Annotated in this window: 25 protein-coding genes; 15 read left to right on the forward strand and 10 right to left on the reverse strand. The window is 70.5% G+C overall.

The window, feature by feature from the left end:
* The first annotated feature begins 17 nt into the window (after positions 1-17).
* The 4 genes from IEY81_RS10070 (at position 18) to IEY81_RS10080 (ending at position 2598) form a co-directional block, all read left to right on the forward strand.
* Positions 18-959: a PGN_0703 family putative restriction endonuclease gene (locus tag IEY81_RS10070; protein ID WP_189118338.1), complete on the forward strand. Its 942-nt coding sequence runs from the start codon at positions 18-20 to the stop codon at positions 957-959.
* A gap of 59 nt (positions 960-1018) precedes the next feature.
* Positions 1019-1831, forward strand: a complete 813-nt coding sequence (locus IEY81_RS24175) for a hypothetical protein (protein WP_229787640.1) — start codon at positions 1019-1021, stop codon at positions 1829-1831.
* Positions 1812-2273 (forward strand): hypothetical protein, encoded by a 462-nt coding sequence (locus IEY81_RS24180; protein ID WP_229787642.1) that lies wholly within the window; start codon positions 1812-1814, stop codon positions 2271-2273. Before IEY81_RS24175 ends, IEY81_RS24180 begins: the two co-directional genes overlap by 20 nt.
* A gap of 85 nt (positions 2274-2358) precedes the next feature.
* On the forward strand, positions 2359-2598 hold the full coding sequence (locus tag IEY81_RS10080; RefSeq protein WP_189118339.1) for a hypothetical protein: 240 nt from the start codon (positions 2359-2361) through the stop codon (positions 2596-2598).
* Between the two features lie 8 nt (positions 2599-2606).
* On the opposite strand, the gene IEY81_RS10085 is transcribed toward IEY81_RS10080, so the two are convergent.
* The 3 genes from IEY81_RS10085 to IEY81_RS10095 form a co-directional block, all read right to left on the reverse strand.
* Positions 2607-3455, reverse strand: a complete 849-nt coding sequence (locus tag IEY81_RS10085) for a 3-hydroxybutyryl-CoA dehydrogenase (protein ID WP_189118340.1) — start codon at positions 3453-3455, stop codon at positions 2607-2609.
* Positions 3456-3561: 106 nt separating this feature from the next.
* Positions 3562-3876 (reverse strand): hypothetical protein, encoded by a 315-nt coding sequence (locus IEY81_RS10090; protein ID WP_189118341.1) that lies wholly within the window; start codon positions 3874-3876, stop codon positions 3562-3564.
* 88 nt (positions 3877-3964) lie between these two features.
* Positions 3965-4762: a DUF4184 family protein gene (locus IEY81_RS10095; protein ID WP_189118342.1), complete on the reverse strand. Its 798-nt coding sequence runs from the start codon at positions 4760-4762 to the stop codon at positions 3965-3967.
* 110 nt (positions 4763-4872) lie between these two features.
* Here IEY81_RS10095 and IEY81_RS10100 point away from each other — a divergent pair, with 110 nt between their 5' ends.
* Complete coding sequence (locus IEY81_RS10100) at positions 4873-5388, forward strand: GNAT family N-acetyltransferase (protein ID WP_229787644.1); 516 nt, start codon at positions 4873-4875, stop codon at positions 5386-5388.
* A 60-nt stretch (positions 5389-5448) separates the two neighbouring features.
* On the forward strand, positions 5449-7263 hold the full coding sequence (locus IEY81_RS10105; protein ID WP_189118344.1) for a CocE/NonD family hydrolase: 1815 nt from the start codon (positions 5449-5451) through the stop codon (positions 7261-7263).
* A gap of 115 nt (positions 7264-7378) precedes the next feature.
* Here the strand turns inward: IEY81_RS10105 and IEY81_RS10110 are convergent, their stop codons facing one another.
* Genes IEY81_RS10110 through IEY81_RS10120 form a run of 3 tightly spaced genes read right to left on the reverse strand, consistent with a single transcriptional unit; the run spans position 7379 to position 10125 of the window.
* Complete coding sequence (locus IEY81_RS10110; protein WP_189118345.1) at positions 7379-7663, reverse strand: DUF1905 domain-containing protein; 285 nt, start codon at positions 7661-7663, stop codon at positions 7379-7381.
* Between the two features lie 36 nt (positions 7664-7699).
* Positions 7700-8458 carry an ArsR/SmtB family transcription factor gene (locus IEY81_RS10115; RefSeq protein WP_189118346.1) on the reverse strand — a complete coding sequence of 253 codons (759 nt, stop codon included), beginning with the start codon at positions 8456-8458 and terminating at the stop codon, positions 7700-7702.
* A 41-nt stretch (positions 8459-8499) separates the two neighbouring features.
* Entirely contained in the window at positions 8500-10125 is a 1626-nt protein-coding gene (locus IEY81_RS10120) for an ABC-F family ATP-binding cassette domain-containing protein (RefSeq protein WP_189118406.1), read from the reverse strand.
* Positions 10126-10415: 290 nt separating this feature from the next.
* Between IEY81_RS10120 and IEY81_RS10125 the strand changes: the two genes are divergently transcribed.
* The 4 genes from IEY81_RS10125 to IEY81_RS10140 all read left to right on the forward strand — a co-directional run bounded on the left by IEY81_RS10125 (position 10416) and on the right by IEY81_RS10140 (position 14527).
* The gene (locus tag IEY81_RS10125) at positions 10416-11105 is read left to right on the forward strand and encodes a FadR/GntR family transcriptional regulator (protein WP_189118347.1); all 690 of its coding nucleotides are present in this window, start codon (positions 10416-10418) and stop codon (positions 11103-11105) included.
* Positions 11102-11863 carry a creatininase family protein gene (locus IEY81_RS10130; RefSeq protein WP_189118348.1) on the forward strand — a complete coding sequence of 254 codons (762 nt, stop codon included), beginning with the start codon at positions 11102-11104 and terminating at the stop codon, positions 11861-11863. The genes IEY81_RS10125 and IEY81_RS10130 overlap by 4 nt, the downstream gene beginning before the upstream one ends.
* Before the next feature lie 127 nt (positions 11864-11990).
* On the forward strand, positions 11991-12980 hold the full coding sequence (locus IEY81_RS10135) for a CE1 family esterase (RefSeq protein WP_189118349.1): 990 nt from the start codon (positions 11991-11993) through the stop codon (positions 12978-12980).
* Between the two features lie 5 nt (positions 12981-12985).
* The gene (locus tag IEY81_RS10140; protein ID WP_189118350.1) at positions 12986-14527 is read left to right on the forward strand and encodes an AbgT family transporter; all 1542 of its coding nucleotides are present in this window, start codon (positions 12986-12988) and stop codon (positions 14525-14527) included.
* A 116-nt stretch (positions 14528-14643) separates the two neighbouring features.
* On the opposite strand, the gene IEY81_RS10145 is transcribed toward IEY81_RS10140, so the two are convergent.
* The gene (locus tag IEY81_RS10145) at positions 14644-15339 is read right to left on the reverse strand and encodes a type 1 glutamine amidotransferase domain-containing protein (RefSeq protein WP_189118351.1); all 696 of its coding nucleotides are present in this window, start codon (positions 15337-15339) and stop codon (positions 14644-14646) included.
* Between the two features lie 93 nt (positions 15340-15432).
* On the opposite strand from IEY81_RS10145, the gene IEY81_RS10150 reads away from it, so the two are divergent.
* Positions 15433-16326 (forward strand): LysR family transcriptional regulator, encoded by an 894-nt coding sequence (locus IEY81_RS10150; protein WP_189118352.1) that lies wholly within the window; start codon positions 15433-15435, stop codon positions 16324-16326.
* Here the strand turns inward: IEY81_RS10150 and IEY81_RS10155 are convergent.
* A complete protein-coding gene (locus tag IEY81_RS10155) occupies positions 16323-17087 on the reverse strand; it encodes a DeoR/GlpR family DNA-binding transcription regulator (protein ID WP_189118353.1) in 765 nt (254 codons plus the stop codon). The genes IEY81_RS10150 and IEY81_RS10155 overlap by 4 nt on opposite strands.
* A gap of 265 nt (positions 17088-17352) precedes the next feature.
* Here IEY81_RS10155 and IEY81_RS10160 point away from each other — a divergent pair, with 265 nt between their 5' ends.
* The 3 genes from IEY81_RS10160 (at position 17353) to IEY81_RS10170 (ending at position 21633) form a co-directional block, all read left to right on the forward strand.
* A complete protein-coding gene (locus tag IEY81_RS10160; protein WP_229787647.1) occupies positions 17353-19818 on the forward strand; it encodes a LamG-like jellyroll fold domain-containing protein in 2466 nt (821 codons plus the stop codon).
* A 30-nt stretch (positions 19819-19848) separates the two neighbouring features.
* Positions 19849-20667, forward strand: a complete 819-nt coding sequence (locus IEY81_RS10165; protein ID WP_189118355.1) for a sulfurtransferase — start codon at positions 19849-19851, stop codon at positions 20665-20667.
* An 87-nt stretch (positions 20668-20754) separates the two neighbouring features.
* Positions 20755-21633 carry an NAD(P)-dependent oxidoreductase gene (locus tag IEY81_RS10170; RefSeq protein WP_189118356.1) on the forward strand — a complete coding sequence of 293 codons (879 nt, stop codon included), beginning with the start codon at positions 20755-20757 and terminating at the stop codon, positions 21631-21633.
* Here the strand turns inward: IEY81_RS10170 and IEY81_RS10175 are convergent.
* Both IEY81_RS10175 and IEY81_RS10180 read right to left on the reverse strand, forming a co-directional pair.
* The gene (locus IEY81_RS10175; RefSeq protein WP_189118357.1) at positions 21622-22047 is read right to left on the reverse strand and encodes a VOC family protein; all 426 of its coding nucleotides are present in this window, start codon (positions 22045-22047) and stop codon (positions 21622-21624) included. The two genes, IEY81_RS10170 and IEY81_RS10175, sit on opposite strands and share 12 nt — an antisense overlap.
* A gap of 63 nt (positions 22048-22110) precedes the next feature.
* Positions 22111-22824, reverse strand: coding sequence for a TetR/AcrR family transcriptional regulator (locus IEY81_RS10180; protein WP_306341453.1), 714 nt, complete (start codon positions 22822-22824; stop codon positions 22111-22113).
* 336 nt (positions 22825-23160) lie between these two features.
* Here IEY81_RS10180 and nhaA point away from each other — a divergent pair, with 336 nt between their 5' ends.
* A complete protein-coding gene (gene nhaA / locus IEY81_RS10185; RefSeq protein ID WP_229787649.1) occupies positions 23161-25044 on the forward strand; it encodes a Na+/H+ antiporter NhaA in 1884 nt (627 codons plus the stop codon).
* Positions 25045-25207: the final 163 nt, after the last annotated feature.

Genomic DNA, 25207 nt, shown 5'->3' on the forward strand with positions numbered 1-25207 from the left:
GTCGGTAGAACCGGTCCGTGACCGCCACCGACCCCCGCCTGCCGTGGACCAGCCCGGAGTGGAGCGAGGCCGGCGACACCGCGTGGCAGCGTACGTTGCGGCTGCAGCAGTCGTGGTGGCGCGAGACCCGGCTCGGGCTGCCTGCCGGTCCGATCAGCAACGGCGAGAGACTCGTCGCCTCCATGCTGCCGATCGGGACCGAGTGGCAGCCGAACCTGATGACCCGGGAGGCGGTCGCGGCGGCGAAGCGGGCGCGCGACGATCTCGCCATCGAGCGGACGCCCGGGATCATCCAGCTCGACCGGCTCCACCGGAACCTGCTCTCGTCCCAGCCCCTCTGCTTCAACCTTTTCGGCCACCTCTCGGCCGACCCGGCGGCGCTGCTCCCCTGGGTCCGCTCGATCCGGCCCGACGCCGAGACCGTCGACGGGATCCGTCTCGAATGGGCTCCCTTGGCCGGCACCCTCGCACGTTCCGCGTTCGACGCCTTCGTCATTTACGGCCGCCGCGGTGGCGGGCGGGGATTCCTCGGGATCGAGTGCAAGTACGCCGAGAATCTCGCCAAGGCACACCCGAAGCGGGCGCACGACAAGTTCAGGTCGGCCACCGCCGACGGCCCGTGGCGCCATGGCGCCGCCGCGCGGCTGGAACAGCCGAGGCTGCGCCAGTTCTGGTACAACCAGCTGCTGACCCAGCAGGTTCTCGCCACCGAAGCATTCACCAGCGGGACGGGCGTCGTCCTCGCCTGCCACGACGACGCGACCGCGCGCGAGGTCGTCGACACGGTCAGCGCCGAGCTCGAGGACCCGACCTCGCTCCGCTTCTCGTCGATCAACGACGTCGTCGACGCCGTCATCGGCCATGGTGAATGGCGTCGCGCCTTCGTGGAGCGCTACCTGACGTACGATCAGATTCCTGCACGGCTGGCCGAGGCGAGCGAATCATCGGGCGCGACGTGATCGACGGTTGCCAGCCACCTTTCACCCTGCCGTTCTCTGCCTCAGAATCAGGAACCCACGTGGACAACGAAATCCAGCTCATCAGCGACGGCCAAGGTCTGGCAGTCATCGGCGACCCCACCTCTGTCGAGCGTTTCTTGATGACCGAAGGTTTGCCGTCGACCGATCTCGGGCTACCAAGGCTCGGGAAGATCCTGAATCGAGGGGCGGCCGGAGCACAGGCAGGATCGGAGATCGCATCCAGTTCAGGGCGCTGGGTGAAGCTCACCGAGGAGTCCGCTCAGGCGGTCAAGAAGTTCGGTCTGAGAAAGAGTGGGAAAGGCGGTCTCGACACCGGCGTGCTGAAGGGCGATAAAGGCCAGATCAAAGGTTTCGTGGAGTTTGCCTCTCGACCAGGCTCGGTTTTAACCAACCCTGCTCTGCTCGCCGGCGCCGCCGGAATCATGGCTCAGCTCGCGATGCAGCAGACCATGGACGAGATCACCGACTATCTTGCCGAGATCGACGAGAAGGTCGACGACGTGCTTCGCGCACAGAAGGACAGCGTGCTCGCAAGCATGATCGGCGCGGGCTTCGTGATCGAGGAGGCGATGACCATCCGAGATCGACGAGGTCGTGTCGATGAGATCACCTGGTCGAAGATTCAGACCGTGCCCGGGACCATCGCCGAGACCCAGGCGTACGCGTTGCGTCAGCTCGATGCGCTCGCGGAGAAGATGGAGACGAAGTCGAAGGTCGGTGATCTCGCTGAGATCGCGAAGGACGCCGAGATCAAGGCCAAGGAGTGGCTCGCCGTTCTCGCACGGTGCTTCAAGCCTCCAAGAGGCCATCGCGATACTCGAGCTCGACCGCGTGCTGGATGCTTCTCCTGATGAGTCGGACGGCCATCGCCTCGGACTGCAAGCCGCCCGGCAGAACCGGCTCGACCTCATCACCAAGTGCACCGCGCGATTGATGGCGCGCATGGACGCTGCCGCTGACATCGCCAACGCCAAGGTGCTCCTGCACCCGACGAAGGCCCCCAGTCTCGTGCAGTCGAGCAACCACGTCTCAGGCGCGATCGTCGAGTTCCAAGGAAGACTCGGAATCGAGCAGAACCGCGACGACCTTGACCCTCGGCGCTGGACGCAGGCGGTGACTGAGGTCCGCGACAAGGCTCTGGAATCAGGTGCGGAGAAGGTCGACGCGGCCAAGCGTCTCAGTACGGAGACCTTCGACCGGGCCAGGTCGACTACAGGCAAGCTCTCCGAACGAATCGCTGACCGCGCCCGGCGGCTCCGCTCGAATGACGATTCCCAGGATGAAAGCTCCTGAGACCTCGTCGTGCGGACGCCCTCAATCTGATGAGAAGGCGTCCGCAATTCAGACTTCAGGCTCCGTCGCGACGCATGCTGCGCACATGACCCGCGTCTCCTTGGCCATCATCGCGGCTCTCCTGGCGAGCAGCCTGCTTCTGCTCGGCGCCATTGTGGGGCTCTGGCCCGCGGACCCGCCCGCGTGTGGAACCGGCACACGCCCCGAGGGCATGTGCGTGTTCAGCTCACCCGATGAGCGGCAACCGCTGGCCCGCGATCTTCTCGCGGGCTCAGTCAGCATGACGCTGGTCGGTTACTACCTGTGGCGCAGACGGACGGTCTGACGCACCGGTCAGTACGCGTAGAACCCGTGCCCGGACTTCTTGCCGAGCAGACCCGCGTCGACCATGCGGTCCAGGAGCGGCGGCGGGGAGTAGAGCGGCTCCTTGAACTCCTCGTACATCGAGATGCCGATCGCGCGGATGGTGTCGAGACCGATGAGGTCGGAGAGGGCGAGCGGGCCCATCGGGTGGCCGCAGCCGAGGACCATGCCGTTGTCGATGTCGGCGGCTGAGGCGTAGCCGGCCTCGTACATCCGGACGGCGCTGAGGAGGTAGGGCACCAGCAGGCTGTTGACCACGAAGCCGGCGCGGTCGGTGGCCTCGATCGGCTGCTTGCCGAGGGTCTTCTCGACGAAGGTCTGCATCCGCTCGACGGTCTCGGGCGAGGTGGTCAGACTGGGGATCAGCTCGACCAGCTGCATCACCGGCGCAGGGTTGAAGAAATGCACGCCCATCACGTTGGTGGCGCGGCCGGAGACGGCGCCGAGCTTCACGATCGGGATGGAGGAGGTGTTGGAGGCGAGGATCGCGTCGTCCTTCTCCAGCAGCGCGCCGACGGTGCGGAACAGGTCGAGCTTGACGTCCTCGCGCTCGGAGGCGGCCTCGACGACCAGGTCGCGGTCGCTCAGCCGCTGGAGGTCGGTGGTGAAGGTGATCCGGTCCATCGCCTCGGCGACGTCCTGCTCACTGATCTTGCCGCGGCTCGCGGCCTTCTCCAGGCTCCCGCGCACCTTCGCCTCAGCAGCGCTCACCGCCTCCTGACTGACCTCCACGGTGACGGTGTCGAGCCCTGCGCGAGCACACACCTCGGTGATCCCCGAGCCCATCAGCCCGCCACCGATCACGCCGATCCGATCCATCCTCAGCTCCTTGCCCACAGCTCATCTCATCGAAGTACGTCGACAGCCTAACCCATTTACTTGGACGTCCAAGTATCGCATCGACCGATCCCCTCCCCCGCGAGGATCAGGCTCCCGACTCGCGCGCGACCCGGCGCTCGTGCAGCCGCTGCTGTGCCTCGGGCAGGTAGACCAGGCACGGCGCGTCGGCGTCGGGGTGCTTCTCCTTGAGGTGGAAGATCCAGCGGTCCATCGCGGCCATGTAGCCGTTGTCCTCGCCCGGCCGGTAGGTGGACCACGCACGATCGCCCTTGGCGGTGCAGACGGTGCAGCTGACCTTGTAGACGAACTGCTGGTCGGCGCCGACGTCGATCTTCACCGTCGCCAGCGGACCGGCCTCGACGCCGGCCTTCCGCTCGCGCGCCGAACGACTCGCCACCATGTCCACCACTCCCCTGACCGATCACCGCCAGACCGTCGGCCGAGCTCTCGCGCAGCCTAGCGCGCTGGCCCTCGCCCCGGCACCGGGCCTAGGAGAGCCGGCGGCGGGCCCGCAGCGTACGCACGCCGTACGCGGCCCACCAGCCGATCACGAGGAGCACGAGCACGCCGACGAGCGCGGCGCCGCCGCCGGTCGCGGCTCCGGAGAGCACGCCCTCGACGAGGTCACGCGGGGAGAGTCCAGCCTCGCCCCAGAGGCGGTACGTCCCGGCGACCGCCCCGACCCCGATCGCACCAGCGGCGACCCCGATCGGCCACCCGCTCCTGGGCCGGACCCTGCGCAGCCGGTCCCGGCGCCGCCACAGGTGGACGCCGATCAGCACCAGTCCGAGGACCGTGCTCACGTGCTGCAGCGCCCTCGCCCAGGTCAGCGAGCCGAAGAGCGGTTCGCGGAGGAGACCGACGTGCAGGACGACCCATCCGTCGCCGTGGGTGAAGGAGTCCCACACCAGGTGGGTCGCGACCCCGATCAGCAGCGAGAGCAGCACCCAGCCGGCCCGGGCGACGCTCGTACCGAGCCCGCTCGGCGGCTCCGGCCCGAGGCGATCCACCCCGACGAGCGACGCGAGGGGCCGGGCAGCGACCCAGCACAGGAGGGTCAGCGCCAGCGCGTAGGGCAGGCTCACCGTGACCGCTCCGACCAGGCTGTGCGAGGTCGTGGCGTTCATGAACGGCTCGTACCACGACTGGGCGCTCACCGGGACCGGCATCCTGCGGGCGAAGTAGGGCGCGTCCGGTGCCATCGCTCCCGCCACCAGCGCCACCACGCTGAACGGGTGGCGAAGCAGCGGGAGCACCGCGGCAGGGTGCGAGAGCGTGAACGGCATGCGCCAATCCCACCCCATGCGCCTCATCCGTCCCAAACCAGGCGGCACGAGGGCGGTCGCGCGCCTATCGTGGAGGCCCGACGAACGGAGCCTTGGTGACGATGCCATCGGTGCAGGTCCGACCCGGGTCGGTCACCGACCTCCCCGCAGCCCTCAGTCTTCTCGACGACGCCGTTCGCTGGCTCACCGCGCAGGGACGCACCGGCCAGTGGGGCACGGAGCCGTTCTCCGCGATCGAGGCACGCGTCGAGCAGATCCGGCAGATGCTCTCCGAGCGCACCGCCCGGATCGCGGAGGTCGGCGGCGAGGTCGCCGGGGTCGCGGTCCTGGCGGACGAGCCGATGCCGTACGTCGAACGTCTCGACAGGCCCGAGCTCTACCTGCAGCTGATCGTCACCGACCGCGACCGCAGCGGGTCCGGCATCGGCAAGGTCCTGATCGAGGACGCCGTCGCGATCGCCCGTCAGCGCGGCATCGGGCTGGTGCGCCTCGACTGCTACGCCGGCGACGACGGCGCCCTGATCGGGGCCTACGAGCGGCTCGGGTTCACGGTGGAGGATCGGTTCACGGTCGACACCGGGAAGGCCGAGCCGTGGCCGGGCGCGGTGCTGCGGATGGAGCTCTGAGCCGCGCCCGATGACCGGCAAGGGCAGATCACCTTTTGCCTCTCCGATCGTTCACCAGGCATGCGCCGCGTCCTTGCGAGATTCCTCGGTCTGGCCCTTGCACTTCCGCTCGCCTCGCTCGCGGTCGTCCCGGACGCAGCGGCCGCGGCGCCGTACGTCGTGCGGACCCTCCACTTCAAGGTCGAGGTGGGGCCGAGCGCCGCCACCAGGACCTGTGACGTGGTCGGCGACCTCTACCTCCCGCGGACGGCCTCGGCGAAGCGGCGGGTGCCCGCGATCATGACCACCAACGGGTTCGGTGGCTCCAAGGACGACCAGGCCGGGATCGGCAGGTCAGCAGCGAGCCGCGGTTACGCGGTGCTCGCCTACTCCGGCCTCGGCTTCGGCGGCTCGGGCTGCAAGATCACCCTCGACGACCCGGACTGGGACGGGAAGGCCGCCAGCCAGCTCGTCAGCTACCTCGGCGGCGCGCCCGGCATCGCCTTCACCGACACCCGCCACACCGAGCCCGCGCCGCGGCTGACCGCGGTCAAGGTCGACCGCACCGCCCACGACGGCCGCCGCCGGGCGCACGACCCACGGGTCGGGATGATCGGCGGCTCCTACGGCGGCCAGGTGCAGTTCGCCGCCGCCTCGGTCGACCCGCGCATCGACACCATCGTGCCGATGATCACCTGGAACGACCTCTCCTACTCGCTCGGCCCCAACAACACCGACCTGCGCACCGGCGTCACCAGCCGTACGCCGGGGGCGACCAAGCTCGCCTGGGGACTCAGCTTCGCGGCGCTCGGCACCGTCGAGGGCGTGCGCCACGCCCCGGAGGACCCGAGCCGTCTGCTCGGCTGCCCGAACTTCGCGAACTTCGTCTGCGGAGCCCTCGTCACCGGTGGTGCCACGGGCTACTTCGACCCCGCCTCGGTCGCGAAGCTGCGGCACGCCTCGGTGGCCGACTACGTCGAGCGCATCCGCATCCCGACGCTGCTGCTGCAGGGGCAGGCCGACACGCTCTTCAACCTCAACGAGGCCGCTGCTACCTACCGAGCGCTGCGCGCCCAGGGCACGCCGGTCAAGATGGTCTGGCACTCCTGGGGCCACTCCGGGCCCGCCGCACCGGGCGAGTTCGACAGCTCCAACCCCGACCCCGCCACTCAGTACGAGGCCCGGCGCGTCTTCGACTGGTTCGCGCGCTACCTCAAGGACGAGCAGGTCAGCACCGGGCCGGCGTTCGCGTGGTTCCGCGACTGGGTCGACTACCGCGGCATCGCCACGAAGGCGTACGGGACCTCCTCGACGTTCCCGGTGGGCTCGCCGCGCTCCTACTACCTCTCGGGCACGTCGCTGATCGCCACCTCGAAGCGACCGAAGGCCGCCACCCGTTCGTTCGTGGTGCCGGCCGCCGGCCTGCCCACCCGGATCGACCCGATGGACGTCTTCGGCGACCTGCTCGACCTACCGCTGCCCGAGGCCGATCTGCCCGGGACCAGCGCCACCTGGACCGGCGGCAGGCTCGTGAAGCCGGTCGATGTCGTCGGTGCGCCGCGGCTGGCGCTGGAGGTCGACGCGCCCGCAGCCCGCGGCGGTGCCCCCGCGACCGACCTGGTGCTCTTCGTACGTCTCCAGGACGTCGGGCCCGACGGCGTCGCCAGCGACATCGAGCACCTCACCGCGCCCGTCCGGGTGCCGGACGCGACCAAGCGGTTCGCGGTCACGCTGCCCGCTGTCGTGCACCGGTTCGCGCCCGGCCACAAGGTGCGCCTGGTCGTCGCCGGCGGCTCGCTCAACTACCGCGGCGGGCTCGTGCCGGGCCCGGTCTCGATCACGACCGGCAGCACCGCGCAGGCGCTCCACCTCCCGGTCACCGGCTGCAGCTGCTAGCAACCTGCCTGCCGGCGAGACGTGCCTCGGTCCAGGAACGCTCCGAGCGCCGCGACGGCCATGGCCACCAGCACGACCCCGACCCGGCGAGCGACCCCCACCGCTGGGCGCTGGTTCAGCGGCGCTCGGTCAGGTGGATCGTCACCTGGCCGCCGGCCGACTTGCCGAGCGTCGCGAGCAGGTCGCCTCTGACGGGCAGCTTGTGGGTGCCGTCGCCGAGGGCCATGAAGGAGGTCTCGATGGGGTGGCCGTCGATGGTGCCGGCGACCTTGACGAGCCCGCGGGTGCCGAAGAACTCCGCGGACCAGTCGGTGACCACATAGGTCCAGCCGCCCTTGGCGTCGCTGCGGGTCAGGGTGGCGGTGAAGGTCTTGTCCAGCGGTGTGATGGTGGTGCTCATGATCGTTCCTCTCGATGGGTGAGGATCGGGCGCTGGTCAGCTAGGTCCGTACATCTGGGATCCCGGCGTGGTCAGGGTCTCCCCCGTCTCCAGCCAGGTCTTGAGGCCGGACAGGATCATCGGCCAGCCGCCGTAGAGCTCGGCGGGCGCGTCCTCGCCGAGCTGGTCGTGGGTGACGGTGAGGCGGCAGGAGTCACCCACCGGCTCGATCTCCCAGGTCACCCGCGTGGTCCCCTGCGCCTCGGCCTGCGGCGACCAGAGCGTACGCAGCGCCTGCACGAGCCTCCGGGGCGGCTCGACCACGAGGTTCTCCCCCTCCACGAGCGGGTCGTCGGAATTCGGATGCTCCATCGTGAAGCTCGATCCCGGCTCCCACGCGGAGTGGACGCCGGCGCCGAAGTGGTACTTCGCCCGGATGGCCGGGTCGGTGATCGCCTCCCACAACCGCTCAGGTGTGGTGCGGATGTAGATCTCGAAGACTTTCTCCATCGTGCGCTCCAGGTCTCGTCTCAGCTCGGTGAGCCCACCGGCCCACGCCTCGGTGTACTTGGTGACCCACCGGTCGTGGATCTCGCGGATGGGCACGACGTTGAGGAAGTGGCGCTTCTCCCGGCCGCGCCGCACCGCGACGACGAGGCCGGCCTCCTCGAGCACCGCCAGGTGCTTGGCCACCGCCGGACGGGTCATCTCGTGACGGCTCACCAGCGCGGACAACGTCTGGCCGTCGTCCTGCAGCAGCGCATCGAGCAGCGACCGCCGAGTCGGGTCACCGAGCGCTCGAAACACCTGTTCCACGTCTCCACGATAGGAAGCCATTTGGTTTCATGTCAATGGTCTCAGGCGACGACCTCCGCGCGGCCGCCGCGCACCCGCACCCGCCGCGCGGCCGACGCCCGGCGGATCCAGTGGCGGTCGTGGGTGACCGTCACGACGGCCCCGGGATGCCCGTCGAGCGCGTCCTCGAGCTGCTCGACCAGCTCGGGGTCGAGATGGTTGGTCGGCTCGTCGAGGAGGAGTACGTCACCGGGGTCCGCCAGCGCGATCGCGAGGTCGAGACGGCGTCGCTGCCCGACCGACAGGGCCCGCACGGGACGCCGCAGGTCCTCGGCGCGCAGCAGCCCGAACCGTCTTAGCCTCTCGGCGGCGTCTTCGCGGTGGATGCCGAGAGCACGGGCGAAGACGCCCACCGCGGTGCCCGCTGGCGGCGCGGCCACGTCCTGAGGTAGCCAGGAGACGCGGACACCCGGAGTCCGGAGGACGTCGCCGGCGTCCGGAGCGAGCTCACCGGCGAGCAGCCGCAGGAGCGTCGTCTTGCCGGCTCCGTTGGGCCCGGTGACCAGCCAGCGGTCGCCCGCACCCAGCGACCACTCCTCCATCTGCAGCCGAGCGCCGTCCTCGTGAGCGATGCCGCGAAGGACGACCGACGGACCGTCCGAGGCAGCCTCGACGGAGGCGAGCCCGGCGGTGAACCGAAGCGGCTCCGGCGGCGGTGCGACGGGCTCGGCGCGCAGCCGGGCGACGCGCTCCTTGGCCATCCGGATGCGGCCCATCGCCCCGTGGTCGCGGCCCCGCGCCCGGAAGGCACCGTGGCCGAAGCCGTCGAGCTCGAGCTTGCGCGGGATCGCCTGGAGCCGGAACGAGTTGGCCTCGACCAGCGCCTCGTTGCGCGCGAGCTCGGCTTTCCAGGCCTCGTGCCGCTCCGCCTGGCGGCGCCGCTCGGTCGCACGCGCTGTCAGGAAGCCGGCGTAGCCGTTGCCGTAGCGGCGCAGCCCGCCGTCGCGTACCTGGACGATGTCGTCGGCGAACCGTTCGAGGAAGGCGCGGTCGTGGGTGACCACCACCATCGCGCCGCGATGCGCGGCGAGCCGGCCCTCGAGCCAGGCCAGCGCCGAGGCGTCGAGATCGTTGGTCGGCTCGTCCAGGAGCAGCAGCTCGGCGTTGGCCGAGAGTGCGACAGCCAGGGCGATCCGGGCGCACTCTCCCCCGGAGAGCCCGCTCACCGCACGCCCCCGGTCCAGACCGCCGAGGCCGAGCTGGTCGAGGGCCGCATCGACGCGCTGGTCGACGCCGTAGCCGTCGCGCGCCTCGAACCGGTCGGTCAGGTCGCCGAGCTCGGCGAGGAGAGCAGGCTGCGCATGCTCGTCGGCGACGGCGAGACGCTCGGCGCAGCGCCGCAGCCGCGACTCGAGCCCACGCAGGTCGGCGAGCAGCAGATCGACAGCATCGCGCACCGTCGCGCCGGCCGGGAACCGAGGCGCCTGGGAGGCGTGCGCGAGGCCGCCGGGGAGGTCGACACGCGTCTCGCCGGCAACAGGCGCCAGGACGCCCGCGAACAGGTCGAGCAGCGTGGACTTCCCGGCACCGTTGTCGCCGATGACGGCGACCCGCTCGGTCGGGCCGACCACGAGGTCGACGCGGTCGAGGACGATCCGCTCGCCGAAGCGAACGGTGGTCGAGCGCAGCTCACAGACACGGTGGGTGCGCGGGTCGGAGGTGACAGAAGAGGTGACAGAAGCAGCAGGGAACAAGGTGGAGCTCCTTGTGGCGACGGGTCGGGAAATAGACCTCGAACGCACCGCTCGGACGGTGCGGTCGCTCAGGACCCACTGCGGAGGTGTCTCGACGCAGTGTCCCGATCTATCGCTTCAGAGTGCCCATCGCCGAGAACGGTAGCAGCCCCGGAGGCGCGGATCGACCGATTTGATCCATCGCGCCTTGACGACGAATTCAATAAGTGATTAAGTCACTTGATGTGACAAGCAACACAACATCGCTCTCTGAACGCATCGCCGACGGGATCGTCGCCATGATCGAGGCCGCCGGCCTGGAGCCGGGCGACGCCCTGGCCTCCTCCCGCGAGCTCGCCAAGAGGTTCGAGGTGACCACCCCGACGATCCGGGAGGCGCTGCGCCGGCTGGAGGCCACCGATGTGATCCGCTTCCGGCACGGCTCGGGCACCTACGTCAGCGGCGGGGTCAACCGCAGGCTGCTGGTCAACCCGCACGTCTCGGAGTCGCGCAGCGAGTCGGTCCTCGAGCTCCTCGACGCCCGCATCGTCCTCGAGCCGCCCGTCGCCGCGGCGGCCGCTGCCCAGCGCAGCGAGGACGACCTGCAGGCGCTGACGCTCTCGGCCGACAACGCGCTCAAGCCGCAGTACGCCGACGAGCGCCCGGAGCTCCACTTCCACGTCGCGCTCGCCGGCGCCTCGGGCAACCTCCTGCTGCGCGAGACCGTCGAGGCGCTGCTGCAGGTGCGGGCCCGCGACCAGATCGAGATCCGCCACCGCTACACCGACCGCGACCGGGACCACGCCGACCACCTGCGCATCGTCGAGGCCGTCCGCGACGGCGACCCGGACGCGGCCGCCACCCTGACCCGCGACCACCTGGTCGCGATCCGTGACGCGATCGCCACCACCCTCGGCCCGGAGCAGGCGCGATGACCGCGAAGCTCGCCGAGATGACGACCCTCGATGCCGCCCGCGCGGCCGAGCGCGGCACCGCGGTGATCCTCCCGGTCGGCGCGTTTGAGCAGCACGGCGCCGGGCTCCCCCTGGCCACCGACCAGATCCGTGCCGAGGCGGTCGCCGACGCCGTCGCCGAGGCGCTGCCCGATCGCGTGGTCATCGGCCCCGGCGTACCTGTCGGGGTCTCGCCCCACCACCAGGCCTTCGCCGGCACGGTGAGCCTGCGTCCGACGCTCTTCGCCGCCGTCGTGCGGGAGTACGTGGAGTCGCTGGCCGCTCACGGCTGGACCCGTTTCCTCGTGGTGACCGGCCACGGCGGCAACAACGCCACCCTCGGCACCCTCGCCCAGGAGCTGCTGCGCGACCGCCCCGACCTGGAGCTGGCCTGGGCGCCGGTGACCGCGATGGCCCCGGATGCGGTCGGCTCGATGGAGCGCAGCCCGGTCTCCGGCCACAGCGGCGAGGCCGAGACGGCCCAGATGTTGCACGTCGCCCCTCACCTCGTACGCCACGATCTGCTCGCCCCGGGCACCACCACGCCCGACGAGCTCGATCCCTTCGCCCGGCTGGCCCGCTCGGTGAGCCATCCCGCCGTGGCCCTCCCCTATGACCGCCTCTCCCCCTCCGGTGTGCTCGGCGACCCACGTCGCGCCACCGCCGAGGACGGCCGCGCGATCCTCACCGAGGCCACCGACCGCATCGTCGCCTTCGTCAAGGAGTGGCTCGACACCTGATCTCTCGGGTCCGGACCCGCCCCCGGGTCTCGACACGCTCGACCACCGGCATCTCCGGGACGCGCTGCGTCGCCGGGCGGTCGAGCACACCCTCAACACATCTAACTCCCCCGAAGAGGAGCACGACATGTCTCCACGACACCTCCGCCTGATGGCGCCGGCGGCCGCGGTGGCGGCCGTGGCCGCGCTGTCCCTGACGCCGACGGCGACCACCGCGCTGACGCAGGCAGCCCAGGGCTCGCAGGGCTCGCCGGGCGGTGCGGCTGCGCAGTCCACCCCTTGCACGAAGCCGACCGAGCAGGAGCCGGACAGCAGCCAGAAGCACGACCTGGTCAGCGGCGACCTCGAGCGCAGCTACGTGCTCCGCCTGCCCGAGGGCTACGACCGCCGCGACGACTGGCCGCTGATCATCGCCTACCACGGCCGGGGCAGCACGGGAGTCGAGGTCGAGGGCTTCTCCGAGCTCTCCGACCTGCCTGCCGTGGTCGTCTACCCCGACGGTGCGATCGGCACCGGCTCCGGCTATCGCAAGGCCTGGCAGGGCGCTCCCTACGAGGCCCCGGGCGTCGACGACGTCGCCTTCACCACCGACCTCCTCGCCGCGATCGAGGCCGACCACTGCATCGACACCGCGCGCGTCTACGCCACCGGCAAGTCCAACGGCGCCGGCCTGGCCGCCCACCTCGCCTGTGCCCTGCCCGGCACCTTCGCCGCCGTCGCACCGGTCGCCCCCGCCCTCTACCCGGGCACCCGGGCGGGCTGCGAGGAGGCGCCGCCGACGCCGGTCCTGGAGATCCACGGCGTCGCCGACGCCACCATCCCCTACCGGGGCGACGCCGACCGGGACCTGCCCTCGATCCCCGAGTGGACCCAGTCGTGGGCCGACCACAACGGCTGCACCACGGCCCGCACCAAGGTGAAGCGCGACGTCGAGACCACCCGGTGGACCGGGTGCGACCAGGGCGCCGAGGTGCAGCACGTCGCCGTCGAGGGCGGCGGCCACGTCTGGCCGGGCGCCGACACCTACTCCGGGGGCGGCCACACCACGCACACCATCGAGTCCGCGACGGTGATCTGGGAGTTCTTCTCCCGCCACCGCCTCACCAGCGAAGGGTGACTCCCATGACCAGCACCACCACCCCCACGAGCAGCGACAGGCTGCCGTGGATCATCCGCGCCATGGGCGTGGTCGAGCGCGTCGGCAACGCCCTGCCGCACCCGTTCTGGCTCTTCTGGATCCTGGCCGGCATCCTCGCCGTGATCAGCGCGATCTGCGCCGCCGCGGGCGTCTCGGTCGTCTCCCCCAGCGACGGCGAGACCGTCGTCGTGCAGAGCCTGCTCAGCGGCGACGGCCTGGCGATGGCGGTCTCCACCATGGTCTCCAACTTCGCCGGGTTCCCGCCGATGGCGACCATCGTCGTGGTCATCATGGGTGTCGCCGTCGCCGAGCGCACCGGGTTCCTCACCGCCGCGATGAAGACCGGCATCTCCCGAGTCCCGGTCGGCTGGGTGGTCTTCGCCGTCGCGTTCACCGGCACGGTCGCCCACGTGGCCTCCGCTGCTGCGTACATCATCCTGGTGCCGCTCGGCGGTCTCGCCTTCAGGGCCGTCGGCCGCTCGCCGATCCTCGGGATCGTGGTCGCCTACACCGCGATCGCCAGCGGGTACGACGCCAGCCCGGTGCCCACGCCCAACGACGCGATCTTCGCCGGCATCACCACGGCCGCCGCCCAGATCGTCGACGAGAGCGCGTACGTCTCCCCCGTCAGCAACTGGTTCTTCAACATCGCCTCCTCGTTGCTGCTCGCCGCGGTGATCACGCTGATGACCAAGTTCGTGCTCTCCAAGCGGCCCGACCTGGACGCCGACGAGGACGCCGACGACGGTGACTTCGGCACCCTCGAGCTCCAGGGGCGTGAGCGCAAGGCGCTGCGTTGGTCGCTGCTCGCGCTGGTCGGCACGATCGTGGTCGTCGCGGCCGTGGTGCTCCCGCCGTCGTCGCCGTTGCGCGGAGAGGACGGCTCGCTGACCGAGTCGCCCTTCCTGACCGGTATCGCAGCCATCGTCGCGGTGCTCTTCGGCATCGCCGGCATCGTCTACGGGAAGATCTCGGGATCCATCACCAAGGCCGGCGACGTGCCGCCGCTGATGGGCCAGGGGATCAAGCAGATGGCGCCGGTGCTGGTGCTGTTCTTCGCGATCGCCCAGTTCCTGGCGTACTTCGACTGGACCCACCTCGGTGACGTCATCGCGGTCAACTCCGCCAACGCGCTCCAGACCAGCAACATCCCCGTCTGGGTCGTCTTCCTGTTCGTCCTGGCTCTGCTCAGCGTCGTCAACGTGCTGGTCACCAGCGGGTCGGCGATGTGGTCGATCGCCGCGCCGGTCCTGGTGCCGATGCTGATGCTGCTCGCGGTGCCGCCCGAGACCACCCAGGCGCTCTTCCGGATCGCCGACTCGGGCTCGACCGCGATCACCCCGATGAGCCCCTACTTCGTGATGGCGCTCGGGTTCCTGCAGCGCTACCGCAAGGACGCCGGCATCGGCACCCTCGCCTCCTACACGCTGCCGCTGGCCATCGCGATGAGCCTGGCCTGGACCGCGCTCTTCTTCCTGTGGTGGGCGCTCGGGATCCCGCTCGGGCCGGGAGCGCCGGTGCGCTGAGCCCGCGTGGGGTAACACGGTGTTCACCCGGGTAGCAGCGTGCGGCAGCAGGCTCGTACCGCGCGGACACCGTGTTACCCCTCTCCGACCGACGCAGACGTGTCAACGAGTCAGCGTCACCCGAGCCGAGCCAGCAGCGCCTTCGCGGTCGAGACGCTGGACTGCGGGTTCTGACCGGTGATCAGGGTGCCGTCGACGACGACGGTGTCGCTCCACGGCTCGCCGGTCTCGATGACGCCGCCGGCCTCGCGCATCCGCTGCTCGACGGAGTAGGGGATGGCGTCGCCGTAGCCGCCCTGCTGCTCCTCGGTGTCGGTGAAGCCGGTCATCCGGCGTCCGCCGAAGAGCCAGCCGTCCTCGCCCTTCGCGCCGAGCAGCCCCGCGACGCCGTGGCACAGCGCGACGACCGGGCGGCCGGCCGAGTCGGTGGCGGAGACGATCGCGGCGAGCTCGGGGTCGTCGACCAGGTCGGCCATCGGGGCGTGGCCGCCGGGGATGTAGACCGCGTCGTAGGCGGACGGGTCGACGTCGTCGAGGGAGAGCGGCTTGCCGAGCTCCGCCTCGAGGGTGGCGAGGTAGGCGCGGAAGCGGTCCGCGTCCTCGGGGTCGACGCCGCCCTTGTCGCTGAGCGAGAGGTCGTCGACGGTCGGCGTGCGACCACCGGGGGTCGCGATGTCGACGTCGACACCGGCCGCGGTGAGCGTCTCGTGGGAGGCGGCGACCTCCTCGGCCCAGTAGCCGGTCGGGTGCTCGCTGCCGTCCGCGAGGACGAGCTTGTCGGCCGCAGAGACGACCATCAGTACGCGTGTCACGGGAATTACCTCCTGGTTGGGTTTGTCGATGACCCAACGACAACGGTGCCCCTGTTCACTCCTCGCACACCCCTCGCGGCCATAATGATTTCTATGACCTCGCTCGATCTGTGGGAAGCGTTCACGCATGCCTACCGCGAGCGGTCGATCAGTGCGGCGGCTCGCCGTCTCGGCCTCTCCCAGCCCGCCGTGACCGCTCGCATCCGCAAGCTCGAGCACGACCTCGGTGCGGCCCTCTTCGAGCGCTCGCGCAGCGGGCTCGTGCCGACCGACCGCGCGGACGCGCTCGCCGCCCGGGTCACCCCGCTGGTCGACCAGCTGCGCGGCGCGATCGGTGCACAGCCGTCGATCGGGCCGGGGCGGATCCGCATCGGGGGCGCCGCCGACGTGATGACCACCCGGATCGTCCCCGCGCTGGCTCGGCTCGTACGCGACGGTCTCGACGTCACGGTGAGCACCGGGCTCGCTCCCGATCTCCTCGACGACCTGGCCGAGGAGCGCCTCGACCTGGTCGTCTCCTCGGTACGTCCCGGGGACGACCGCCTTCGGACGGCCGCTCTGGTCGACGAGGAGTTCCTGCTCGTCGCGGCGCCGGCACTCGCCTCCCAGATCGATCCCGCCGACCTCGCGGCCGACCCGGTGCACGCGCTGGGCGCCGTCCCGCTGGCCGCCTACTCCCCCGAGCTGCCGATCATCAGGCGCTACTGGCTCACCGAGTTCGACCAGCGGCCGGCCAACCGCATCGCGCTCGTGCTACCCGACCTGCGCGGTCTCCTTCGTGCCGCGGTCGCCGGCATCGGGGCCACCGTCCTGCCCCGCTATCTGGTCGACGGAGCGCTCGCCGACGGCACCGTCGTACGCCTCCACGAGCCGCGCCTCGGACCGCTCAACACCCTCTGGCTGGTCACAGGCCCCAGTCCGGAGCCGACCACCACACAGGTGGCGCGCCACCTCGCCGCCGAGGCAGCGGGCTGGGCGAGCACCTAGACCTCGGCGACCACCAGCTCGCCGGCCGCCTCCGCCAGCATCGAACGGCCATCGGCCGGGATCCCGGAGTCGGTGACGATCACGTCCGCCTCGTGGAGCGGGGCGATGCTGCTCAGGCCCACTGTCGACCACTTGGTGTGGTCGGCGAGCACCACCAGTCGACGGCCGGCCGAGACGAAGGCCCGGTTGGTCTCGGCCTCGAGCAGGTTGGGCGTGGTGAAGCCGGCCTGGACGTCCATGCCGTGCACGCCCAGGAAGACGAGGTCGAGATGGAGCGACTGCAGCGAGGCCACCGCGATCGGGCCGACGAGCGCGTCGGAGGGCGTGCGCACTCCCCCGGTGAGGATGACGTTGGTCGTCCGCTTCCCGAGCTCCTCGGCGATGTGCATCGAGTTGGTCACCACGGTGAGGTCGAGGGAGGCGGGGAGGGCGCGGGCCAGGGTCCAGGTGGTCGTCCCGGCGGAGAGCCCGATGGCGGAGCCGGGGGTGATCAGCTCGAGGGCTCGTTCGGCGATCGCGCGCTTCTCCTCGACCCGGCGACCGCCGTTGGCCTCGAAGCCCGGCTCGTCGGTGCTGGGGCGGCGTTTGACCGTCGCGCCGCCGTGCACCTTGTCGATGCGGCCTGCGGCCGCGAGCGCGTCCAGGTCGCGTCGGATCGTCATGTCGGAGACGTCCAGGAGCGTGGCCAGATCGGCCACCCGGGCGGCGCCGTGGCGCTGCACCGCCTCGAGGATCTTGCCCTGTCGCTCGGCCGCCAGCATGGTGACAGGGTCCCACCCCCTCAGAACCGATGTCCATATCTGATCGGTTTCTGATCGAATCTGTTGACACCCGTTCGAGCCTGTGTGTGAAATGGATCACTCGCCTGGGCTCGGTCACCCTCTCTCGGGGCGGCGGGCGGAGTCCGGAACGAGGAGCGCGGACCCCGCCCGCGCGCTCGTCGAGAAAGGCTCAACCGTGACATCGAAGTCCCCTTGCCCGGCTGCGGTCAGACCGCGCCCGGCATTCCGCACCTTGACGCTCGGCATGATCACCGCCCTCACCCTGGTCGCCACCATGACCGCCTCGCTCAGCGCCCGCGCCGAGGCGGCCGACGGCTGGCAGCCCGAAGGTCTCTCCATGAAGACACCGTGGACCGACGACGTCTCCCCCGACAACGCGCTCCCCGACTACCCGCGCCCGCAGCTGACCCGGAAGGCGTGGCACAACCTCAACGGCCTGTGGGAGTTCTCCGCGGCGACCGAGGGCGAGCAGCCGCCCTTCGGCTCGACCCTGGACGAGCGCGTCCTGGTCCCCTACCCCATCGAGTCCGCCCTCTCCGGCATCGGTCGGCGCGAGGACCGGATGTGGTACCGCCGCGAGTTCTGGGTGCCCGCGTCCTGGAAGGTCGGCGCCGCCAACCGGCTCGTGCTCAACTTCGGTGCGGTCGACCACGACGCCACCGTCTACGTCAACGGGGTCGAGGTGACCACCCACCGCGGCGGCTTCGACAAGTTCTCCGCCGACGTCACCGACGCGCTCCGTGGCCGCGGCCCGCAGGAGCTGCTGATCGGGGTGACCGATCTCGGTGACCAGACCTGGCAGCCGCTCGGCAAGCAGCGCAACGTGCCCGACCGCGGCATCTTCTACGAGGGCGCCTCCGGCATCTGGCAGACGGTCTGGATGGAGCCGGTGGCCGCCCGCGGCCACGTGCAGGCGCTGCGTACGACTCCGGACATCGACGCCTCCACGCTCGCGCTCACCGTCGACGCCGCCGAGGCGGACGGAGCGAGCGTCGAGGCGGTGGTGAAGGCCGGCAACACGAAGGTGTCGGTCACCCGCGGACCCGCCGGTTCCGAGCTGACCCTGCCGGTGCCGAACGCCCGCCTGTGGTCGCCCGACGACCCCTATCTCTACCAGCTCCAGGTCTCGCTCAAGCGCGGCAACAAGGTGGTCGACACCGTCGGCTCCTACTTCGGCATGCGCGAGATCGGCACCGCGGAGGGCGCCGACGGCAAGCTGCGGATCACGCTCAACGGCGAGATCACCTTCCTGATGTCGACCCTCGACCAGGGCTACTGGCCCGACGGGATCTACACCGCCCCGACCGACGAGGCGCTGCGCTGGGACATCGCCGAGACCAAGGCGCTCGGTTTCAACACCATCCGCAAGCACATCAAGGTCGAGCCCGACCGGTGGTATCACGCCGCCGACCAGCTCGGCATGCTCGTCTGGCAGGACATGCCGTCGATGAAGACCGGCGGCACTCCCCCACCCGAGGCTCGCACCGAGTTCAAGCGCCAGCTGCGCACGATGATCGACCAGCACGACTCGTGGACCTCGATCATCGGCTGGGTGCCGTTCAACGAGGGCTGGGGCGAGTGGGACCGCGCCGAGACCGGCCAGATCGCCGAGGACGTCAAGGCCCAGGACCCCAGCCGGCTCGTCAACGCCCACAGCGGCGTGAACTGCTGCGACTCCCACGGTGACAGCGGTGCCGGCGACGTCATCGACTGGCACGCCTACACAGGTCCGGCGCAGAACATGCCCGAGGGTGACCGGGTCGCCATGGACGGCGAGCACGGCGGCTACGGCCTCGAGGTCGAGGACCACATGTGGTTCGGCGAGGGCCACGCCTACCAGATGGCCTCGAGCAAGGAGGAGCTCACCAGCCTCTACGTCGAGAACCAGGAGGCCGTGCTCGAGTCCGCCCAGCGCTGCGGCATCAGCAGCGCGGTCTACACCCAGACCACCGACGTCGAGCACGAGGTCAACGGCTTCTACACCTATGACCGCCAGGTGAAGAAGATGGACTTCGCCCAGGTGCGGGCGGTGAACCGCGCGATCATCGACAACGCCGACGGCACCGGCCTCCCGCCCGGAGAGGTAGACCCCGGTACGCCGGGTCTCGACGGGGTGCACGCCTACCCGTTCTCCGAGGGCAGCGGCACCACCACCGCGGACACCGTCGGTGACGCGGACGCGACGCTGACCGGCGCCGAGTGGGTCACCGGCGTCGACGGCAGCGCGCTCTCCTTCGACGGCGCCGGGCAGGCCGACACCGGCCAGAGCCTGGTGAAGACCGACGGCAGCTACAGCGTCTCCGCGTGGGTGAAGCTCGACGAGGCCGGCGGCGCCTTCCAGACCGCGGTCAGCCAGGACACCGGGCGCGACAGCGCCTTCTTCCTGCAGTACAGCGGCGCCGACCAGCGGTGGTCGATGAGCTTCAGCGGCGTCCGGGCGCTCTCCACCGAGAAGCCGGAGCCCGGCCGCTGGTACCACCTGGTCGGGGTCCGCGACGCGGCCACCGGGTCGCTGACCCTCTACGTCGACGGGCAGAAGCAGGGCGAGCAGAAGGTCTGCACCGCTCCGGAGACCACCGGCAGCACGGTGATCGGGCGCGGCCAGTTCGGTGGCAACCTGGTCGACTACCTGCGTGGCGACGTCGACGAGGTACGCATCTTCGACCGTGCGCTCTCCGCTGAGGAGGTGGCTCAGATCGCGAGCCGGTGAGCCTGCCGTGACTTCTGGCAGGATCCTCTCGTGACCGTTCTCATCGACGCCGCCGAGCTCGCCACCGCCCTCGACTCCGACCGCCCGCCGGTCCTCCTCGACGTGCGGTGGCAGCTCGGCGGCCCGCCCGGGCACGAGGCCTACCTCGAGGGCCACATCCCGGGCGCCGTCTACGTCGACCTCGACACCGAGCTGGCCCGCCACGGCGAGCCGACCGAGGGCCGCCACCCCCTTCCCGAGCTCGGCGACCTGCAGGCCGCCGCTCGGCGCTGGGGTCTCTCCGACGGCGACCCGGTCGTGGTCTACGACGCGGTCGGCAACACCTCGGCAGCCCGGGCGTGGTGGCTGCTGCGCTGGGCGGGCGTCGATGACGTACGCCTCCTCGACGGCGCGCTCGGCGCCTGGACCGCCGCGGGCCTCCCGGTGGCCACCGACGACGTCGCGCCCGATCCCGGCACGGTGACGCTGACGCCCGGCAACCTGCCGGTGCTGCCGTTTGAGGACGTCGCCGCCTTCGACGGAGTGCTCCTCGACGCGCGTGCCGCCGAGCGCTACCGCGGGGAGGTGGAGCCGGTCGACCCGAAGGCAGGCCACATCCCCGGCGCGGTGTCCGCGCCCACCGCTGCCAACCTCGGCCTGGACGGCCGTTTCCTCGCCGCCGGGGACCTCCGGACCCGGTTCAGGTCCCTCGGGGTCGAGGAGGGCTCCCCCGTCGCGACCTACTGCGGGTCAGGGGTCACCGCCGCCCACGAGGTCGCCGCGCTGGCGATCGCGGGCTACGAAGCCGCGCTCTACCCGGGCTCCTGGAGCCAGTGGAGCAACCACGACCTGCCGGTGGCCAGCGACTGACGCTCGGGGCACGACCGAAAGACCTTGACCTCAAGTCAACTTCATCTTCGAGCATGGGTGCACACCCACGAGAGATGGAGCTGAGACATGACGGAGAGCATCGACCGGCCGGTCAGCGTGATCGGGATGGGCAACATGGGCTCGGCGGTCGCCCGGACACTCCTCGACCGCGGCCACCCGACGACGGTGTGGAACCGGACCGCCGACAAGGCGGAGGCCCTGGCCGACGCGGGCGCGTCGATCGCGTCCTCGGCGGCGAAGGCGGTCGCGGCGAGCCCGGTGACGATCCTCAGCCTGCTCGACAACACCGCGATGGAGGACGTCCTCGACGCCGTCGGCGACTCGGCCGCGGGCCGCACGCTGGTCAGCCTGACCAGCGGCTCCCCCGCACAGGCCCGGGCCAACGGCTCCTGGGCGAGCGGGCACGGGGCGGCGTACGTCGACGGGAAGGTGATGGGCGACCCGCCCGACGTCGGCACGCCCCGGGTCTCGCTGGCCTTCAGCGGTGACCGCGACACCTACGCGTCCGTCGAGCCGGTGCTCCGCGAGCTCGGCTCGGTCGCCTACCACGGCGAGGACCCGGGGTTCGCGGCCGTGGAGTTCAACGCCCAGGTCGCGGTCGGCTACGAGTTCCTGATCGGCTTCCTGCACACGCTCGACCTGGTGGAGACCGAGGGCATGGACCTGGAGGCGTTCTCCGAGCGCGTCGCCGGCTCGCTCAGCGGCTACGCCGGACTGGTCCGGATGATGGCGACCGCCATCAAGAGCAGGAGCTACGGCCCCGACCTCGGCTCGCTCGACGTCCAGGCGGCCCTGATGGACGACCTGATCGAGCATCGGGAGTCGGCCGGGGTCGAGAGCGTACGCATGCGGGAGGTGAAGTCGCTGATGGACCGCCGGGTCGCGCAGGGCCACGGCGACCAGGGGTTCTCCAGCTTGTACGAGCTGTTCCGGCTACGCGCCTGAGGTCTGCGCCTGCTCCGCCTCCCATGCGGCCACCTCGGCCTCGGAGCGGAGCACGCAGAACTGGTTGCCCTCGGGGTCGGCGAAGATCACCCAGCCGGTCCCGGGACCGTACTTCCCGCGGTGGTCGCCGATCTGGGTCGCCCCGAGCCCGAGGACGCGCTCGATCTCCTCGTCGCGCGTTCCGGTGCGCGGGCGCAGGTCGAAGTGGACGCGCTTGGCCGGCAGCTCCTCGTCAGGCACCTCGATGAACAGCATGTGGTGGCCCGACTCGGGGTCGAGGATCATGCACTCCTCGTGCCCGGGGAGGTTCGGGTCACCTTCCACGTCCACATAGCCGAGCAGGGTCTTCCACCACTCCGAGAGCGTGTACGCGTCGTGGCAGTCGATGGTGGTGTGCGAGACGAAGAGAGTCATACGCACATCGAAGCCCACGCGCACTCCCCGGGTCCACCGGGTTTTCGGCTCGAACGCGACGCCTCAGACCGGCTCGGCGACCCTCTCGTCCATGAACTGCGGGAGCAGGTCGATGGCGATCGGGGCGGCGGCGTCGATCCGCTCCTGCGGAACGTCGCAGATTCGCAGGCAGGTGGCAGCGATCGCCCACGCCTCGCGGCACGGGATGCGCCGGTCCGGGTCCTCGGTGCGCATGTTGATCACGCCCTCGACCTGCTGGATGAGCAGGGCGCCCAGCTGGGTGCGGCTGATCGTGGCGCGCACCGTCTTCGAGGCGACCTCACTGGCCAGGTCCGCGTAGTGGGCGGCCAGCTCGGCGTGCTCGTTGCGGAACTCGTCGTAGACCTCGCACCTGGCCACGTCGGGCAGCTGGTAGAGCATGCCCACGTTGTGCGGCACGTCGGCCAGGGTGCGTACATCGACGAGGACGAGCAGGTAGAGCGCCGTCTCGTAGTCGAGCGGTGGCACCTGGCTGAGGATCTTCTCGACCTTGTCGGTGGTCGGACGGACCGAACGCCGCAGCAGCTCGCCGAGGATCTCGTCCTTGCCCGCGAAGTGGTAGTACAGCGACGCCTGGCGGATGCCGACCATGTCGGCGATCTCGCGGGTAGACGTCGCCGCGAAACCCTGGGAGACGAAAAGCCGCGAGGCGGCATCCAGGATCTGGTCGCGCGGTGAGGTCGTACTCGAGTCGGGAACATGCCTAGGGCGGCCGGGCCGAGAGCGCCTAGTTGTCATGTTTCCCATCTAACTCCCATCCGGACTTTCAAGGAAGACTTGAAAGGACTTTGTCCTCTACAAAATATGAGTCGTACGACCTATTGGACATAGGTAGATCGGGCTATCTCCAGAATGTGCGAGTTTGCGCCCGTCAACGTGCGTGCGCATGCACAGGAAAGCCCCCACGTACGGCTCGGTGACCGGGTGGCGCCGTGCTTCTGCGTCAGCGCCGGCGTTCACCTGCCGTCACATCGTCTAACGACGTTGTGGATGACAGGTCACGCATCTGTTGGACATTGGTGTGGGGTTTGTGTCGAGCGACGTCGATGTGCCACCCCTGACTAGGCTTGTCACGTGGCGAAAGATCAGACGCAGTGTGCGCGGGACGAGGATCTGACCGGCCAGCTCGGCACCACGCTGAGACATTTCATGCATCTGGAGTCGACGAGCGCCGCCTTGCTGGTGGTCGCCTCCCTGCTCGCGCTCGCCTGGGCCAACTCGCCGTGGTCGGCCGGCTACGAGCACCTGTGGGAGACCGGGCTCTCGGTGCGGCTGGGTGACATCGGGCTCTCGATGAACCTGCACCACTGGGTCAACGACGGGCTGATGGTGGTCTTCTTCTTCGTCGTCGGCCTGGAGGTACGCCGCGAGCTCGCCGTCGGCGAGCTCACCGACCGCCGCCGTACGGTGGTGCCGCTGATCGCCGGCGCCGGCGGCCTGATCGTGCCGGCGCTGCTCTACCTGATGCTGAACCCGTCCGGGGAAGCTGCGCGCGGATGGGGCGTCGTGATCGGCACCGACACCGCGTTCCTCCTCGGCATGCTCGCGCTGGTCGGGCCCACGGTCTCGACCCAGCTGCGCATCTTCCTGCTCACCCTGACGGTCATCGACGACATCGTCGCGGTGAGCGTGATCGGTGTGGCCTACACCGACCAGCTCGAGCTCGGCCCGCTGGTGGTCGCCGCGGTGGCACTGGTCGGGATCTTCGTGCTCGACCGGGTGAAGGTGTGGCGGGCCGCTCCCTACGTGCTCCTCGTGCTGATCGCGTGGGTGGCCACGCTCGGTGCCGGCCTGCACGCCTCGATCGCCGGGATGCTGGCCGGCCTGCTGGTGCCGGCGGCCGAGCCGACCCGCGCGCAGATGGAGGTCGCGACCTCGAGGTTCCGGGCGTTCCGGCAGTCGCCGCTGCCCACGCTGCAGCGCGAGACCCGCGACGAGCTGACCCGGACGATCTCGGTCAACGAGCGGCTCCAGGAGTCGCTGCACGTGCCCACGAGCTATCTGATCGTGCCGGTCTTCGCGCTCGCCAACGCCGGCGTCGACCTGCGCGACGGCGTGCTCGGCGAGGCGCTCAGCTCGCCGGTGACGTGGGGTGTGGTGATCGGCCTCGTGCTCGGCAAGACGCTCGGCATCGGCGCGGGTGCGTACGCAGCCACCCGGACGGGCCTCGGCCGGCTGCCCCAGGGCGTCGGCGGCGGGCACGTGCTCGGCGGCGCTGCGCTCTCCGGCATCGGGTTCACCGTCGCGCTCCTGATCACCACCCTCGCCTTCGAGTCCGAGACGCTCCAGCGCGACGCCGTCGTCGGCGTGCTCATCTCCGTCGTCCTCGCCTCCGCGCTCGGCTGGGTGATCTTCCAGGTCGCCGCGCGCTTCCTCGGCCAGCGCGACGCGGCGCTCCCGAAGCTGCTCTCGCCGCCGGTCGACCCCGACCGCGACCACATCTACGGCGACGAGGACGCCGAGGTGACCCTGGTCGAGTACCTCGACTACGAGTGCCCCTTCTGTGCCCGCGCCACCGGCACCGCCAACGAGGTGCGCGACTACTTCGGTTCCAGGATCCGCTACGTCGTACGCCACCTCCCCCTCGCCCAGCACCCCCATGCCGAGCTCGCCGCGCTCGCCGTCGAGGCGGCCGCGCGGCAGGGCCGGTTCTGGGAGATGCACCGGCACCTCTTCAACCACCAGGACCAGCTCGAGCACCAGGACCTGGCCGGCTACGCCGCCGACCTCGAGCTGGACGTGGAGCAGTTCGTCCGCGACATGGAGGATCCCGACCTCGCCGAGCACGTACGCCAGGACATGGCCTCCGCCGACGCCAGCGGCGCCCGCGGCACGCCGACCTTCTTCATCGGCAACCGCCGCCACGAAGGCCGCTACGACGCCCGCACCCTCATCGCCGCACTAGAACGCTCCGCCACCACCGAAGCACCTCGCCTGGGCACCCGCACCCGCCGCTGACCCCCGCCCCGCCGAGTCGGCGCAACTGCCCCGAACGGTCACTTCTAGATGGGGCAGATGCGCCGACTCGACGTCCCTCAACGGGGCAAACGCGCCGACTCGACGTCTCTCAGCGGGGCAGATGCGCCGACTCGGCGTCCCTCAGCGGGGCAGATGCGCCGAC

The sequence above is a fragment of the Nocardioides luteus genome (assembly GCF_014648595.1).
Taxonomy (GTDB): Bacteria; Actinomycetota; Actinomycetes; order Propionibacteriales; family Nocardioidaceae; genus Nocardioides; species Nocardioides luteus.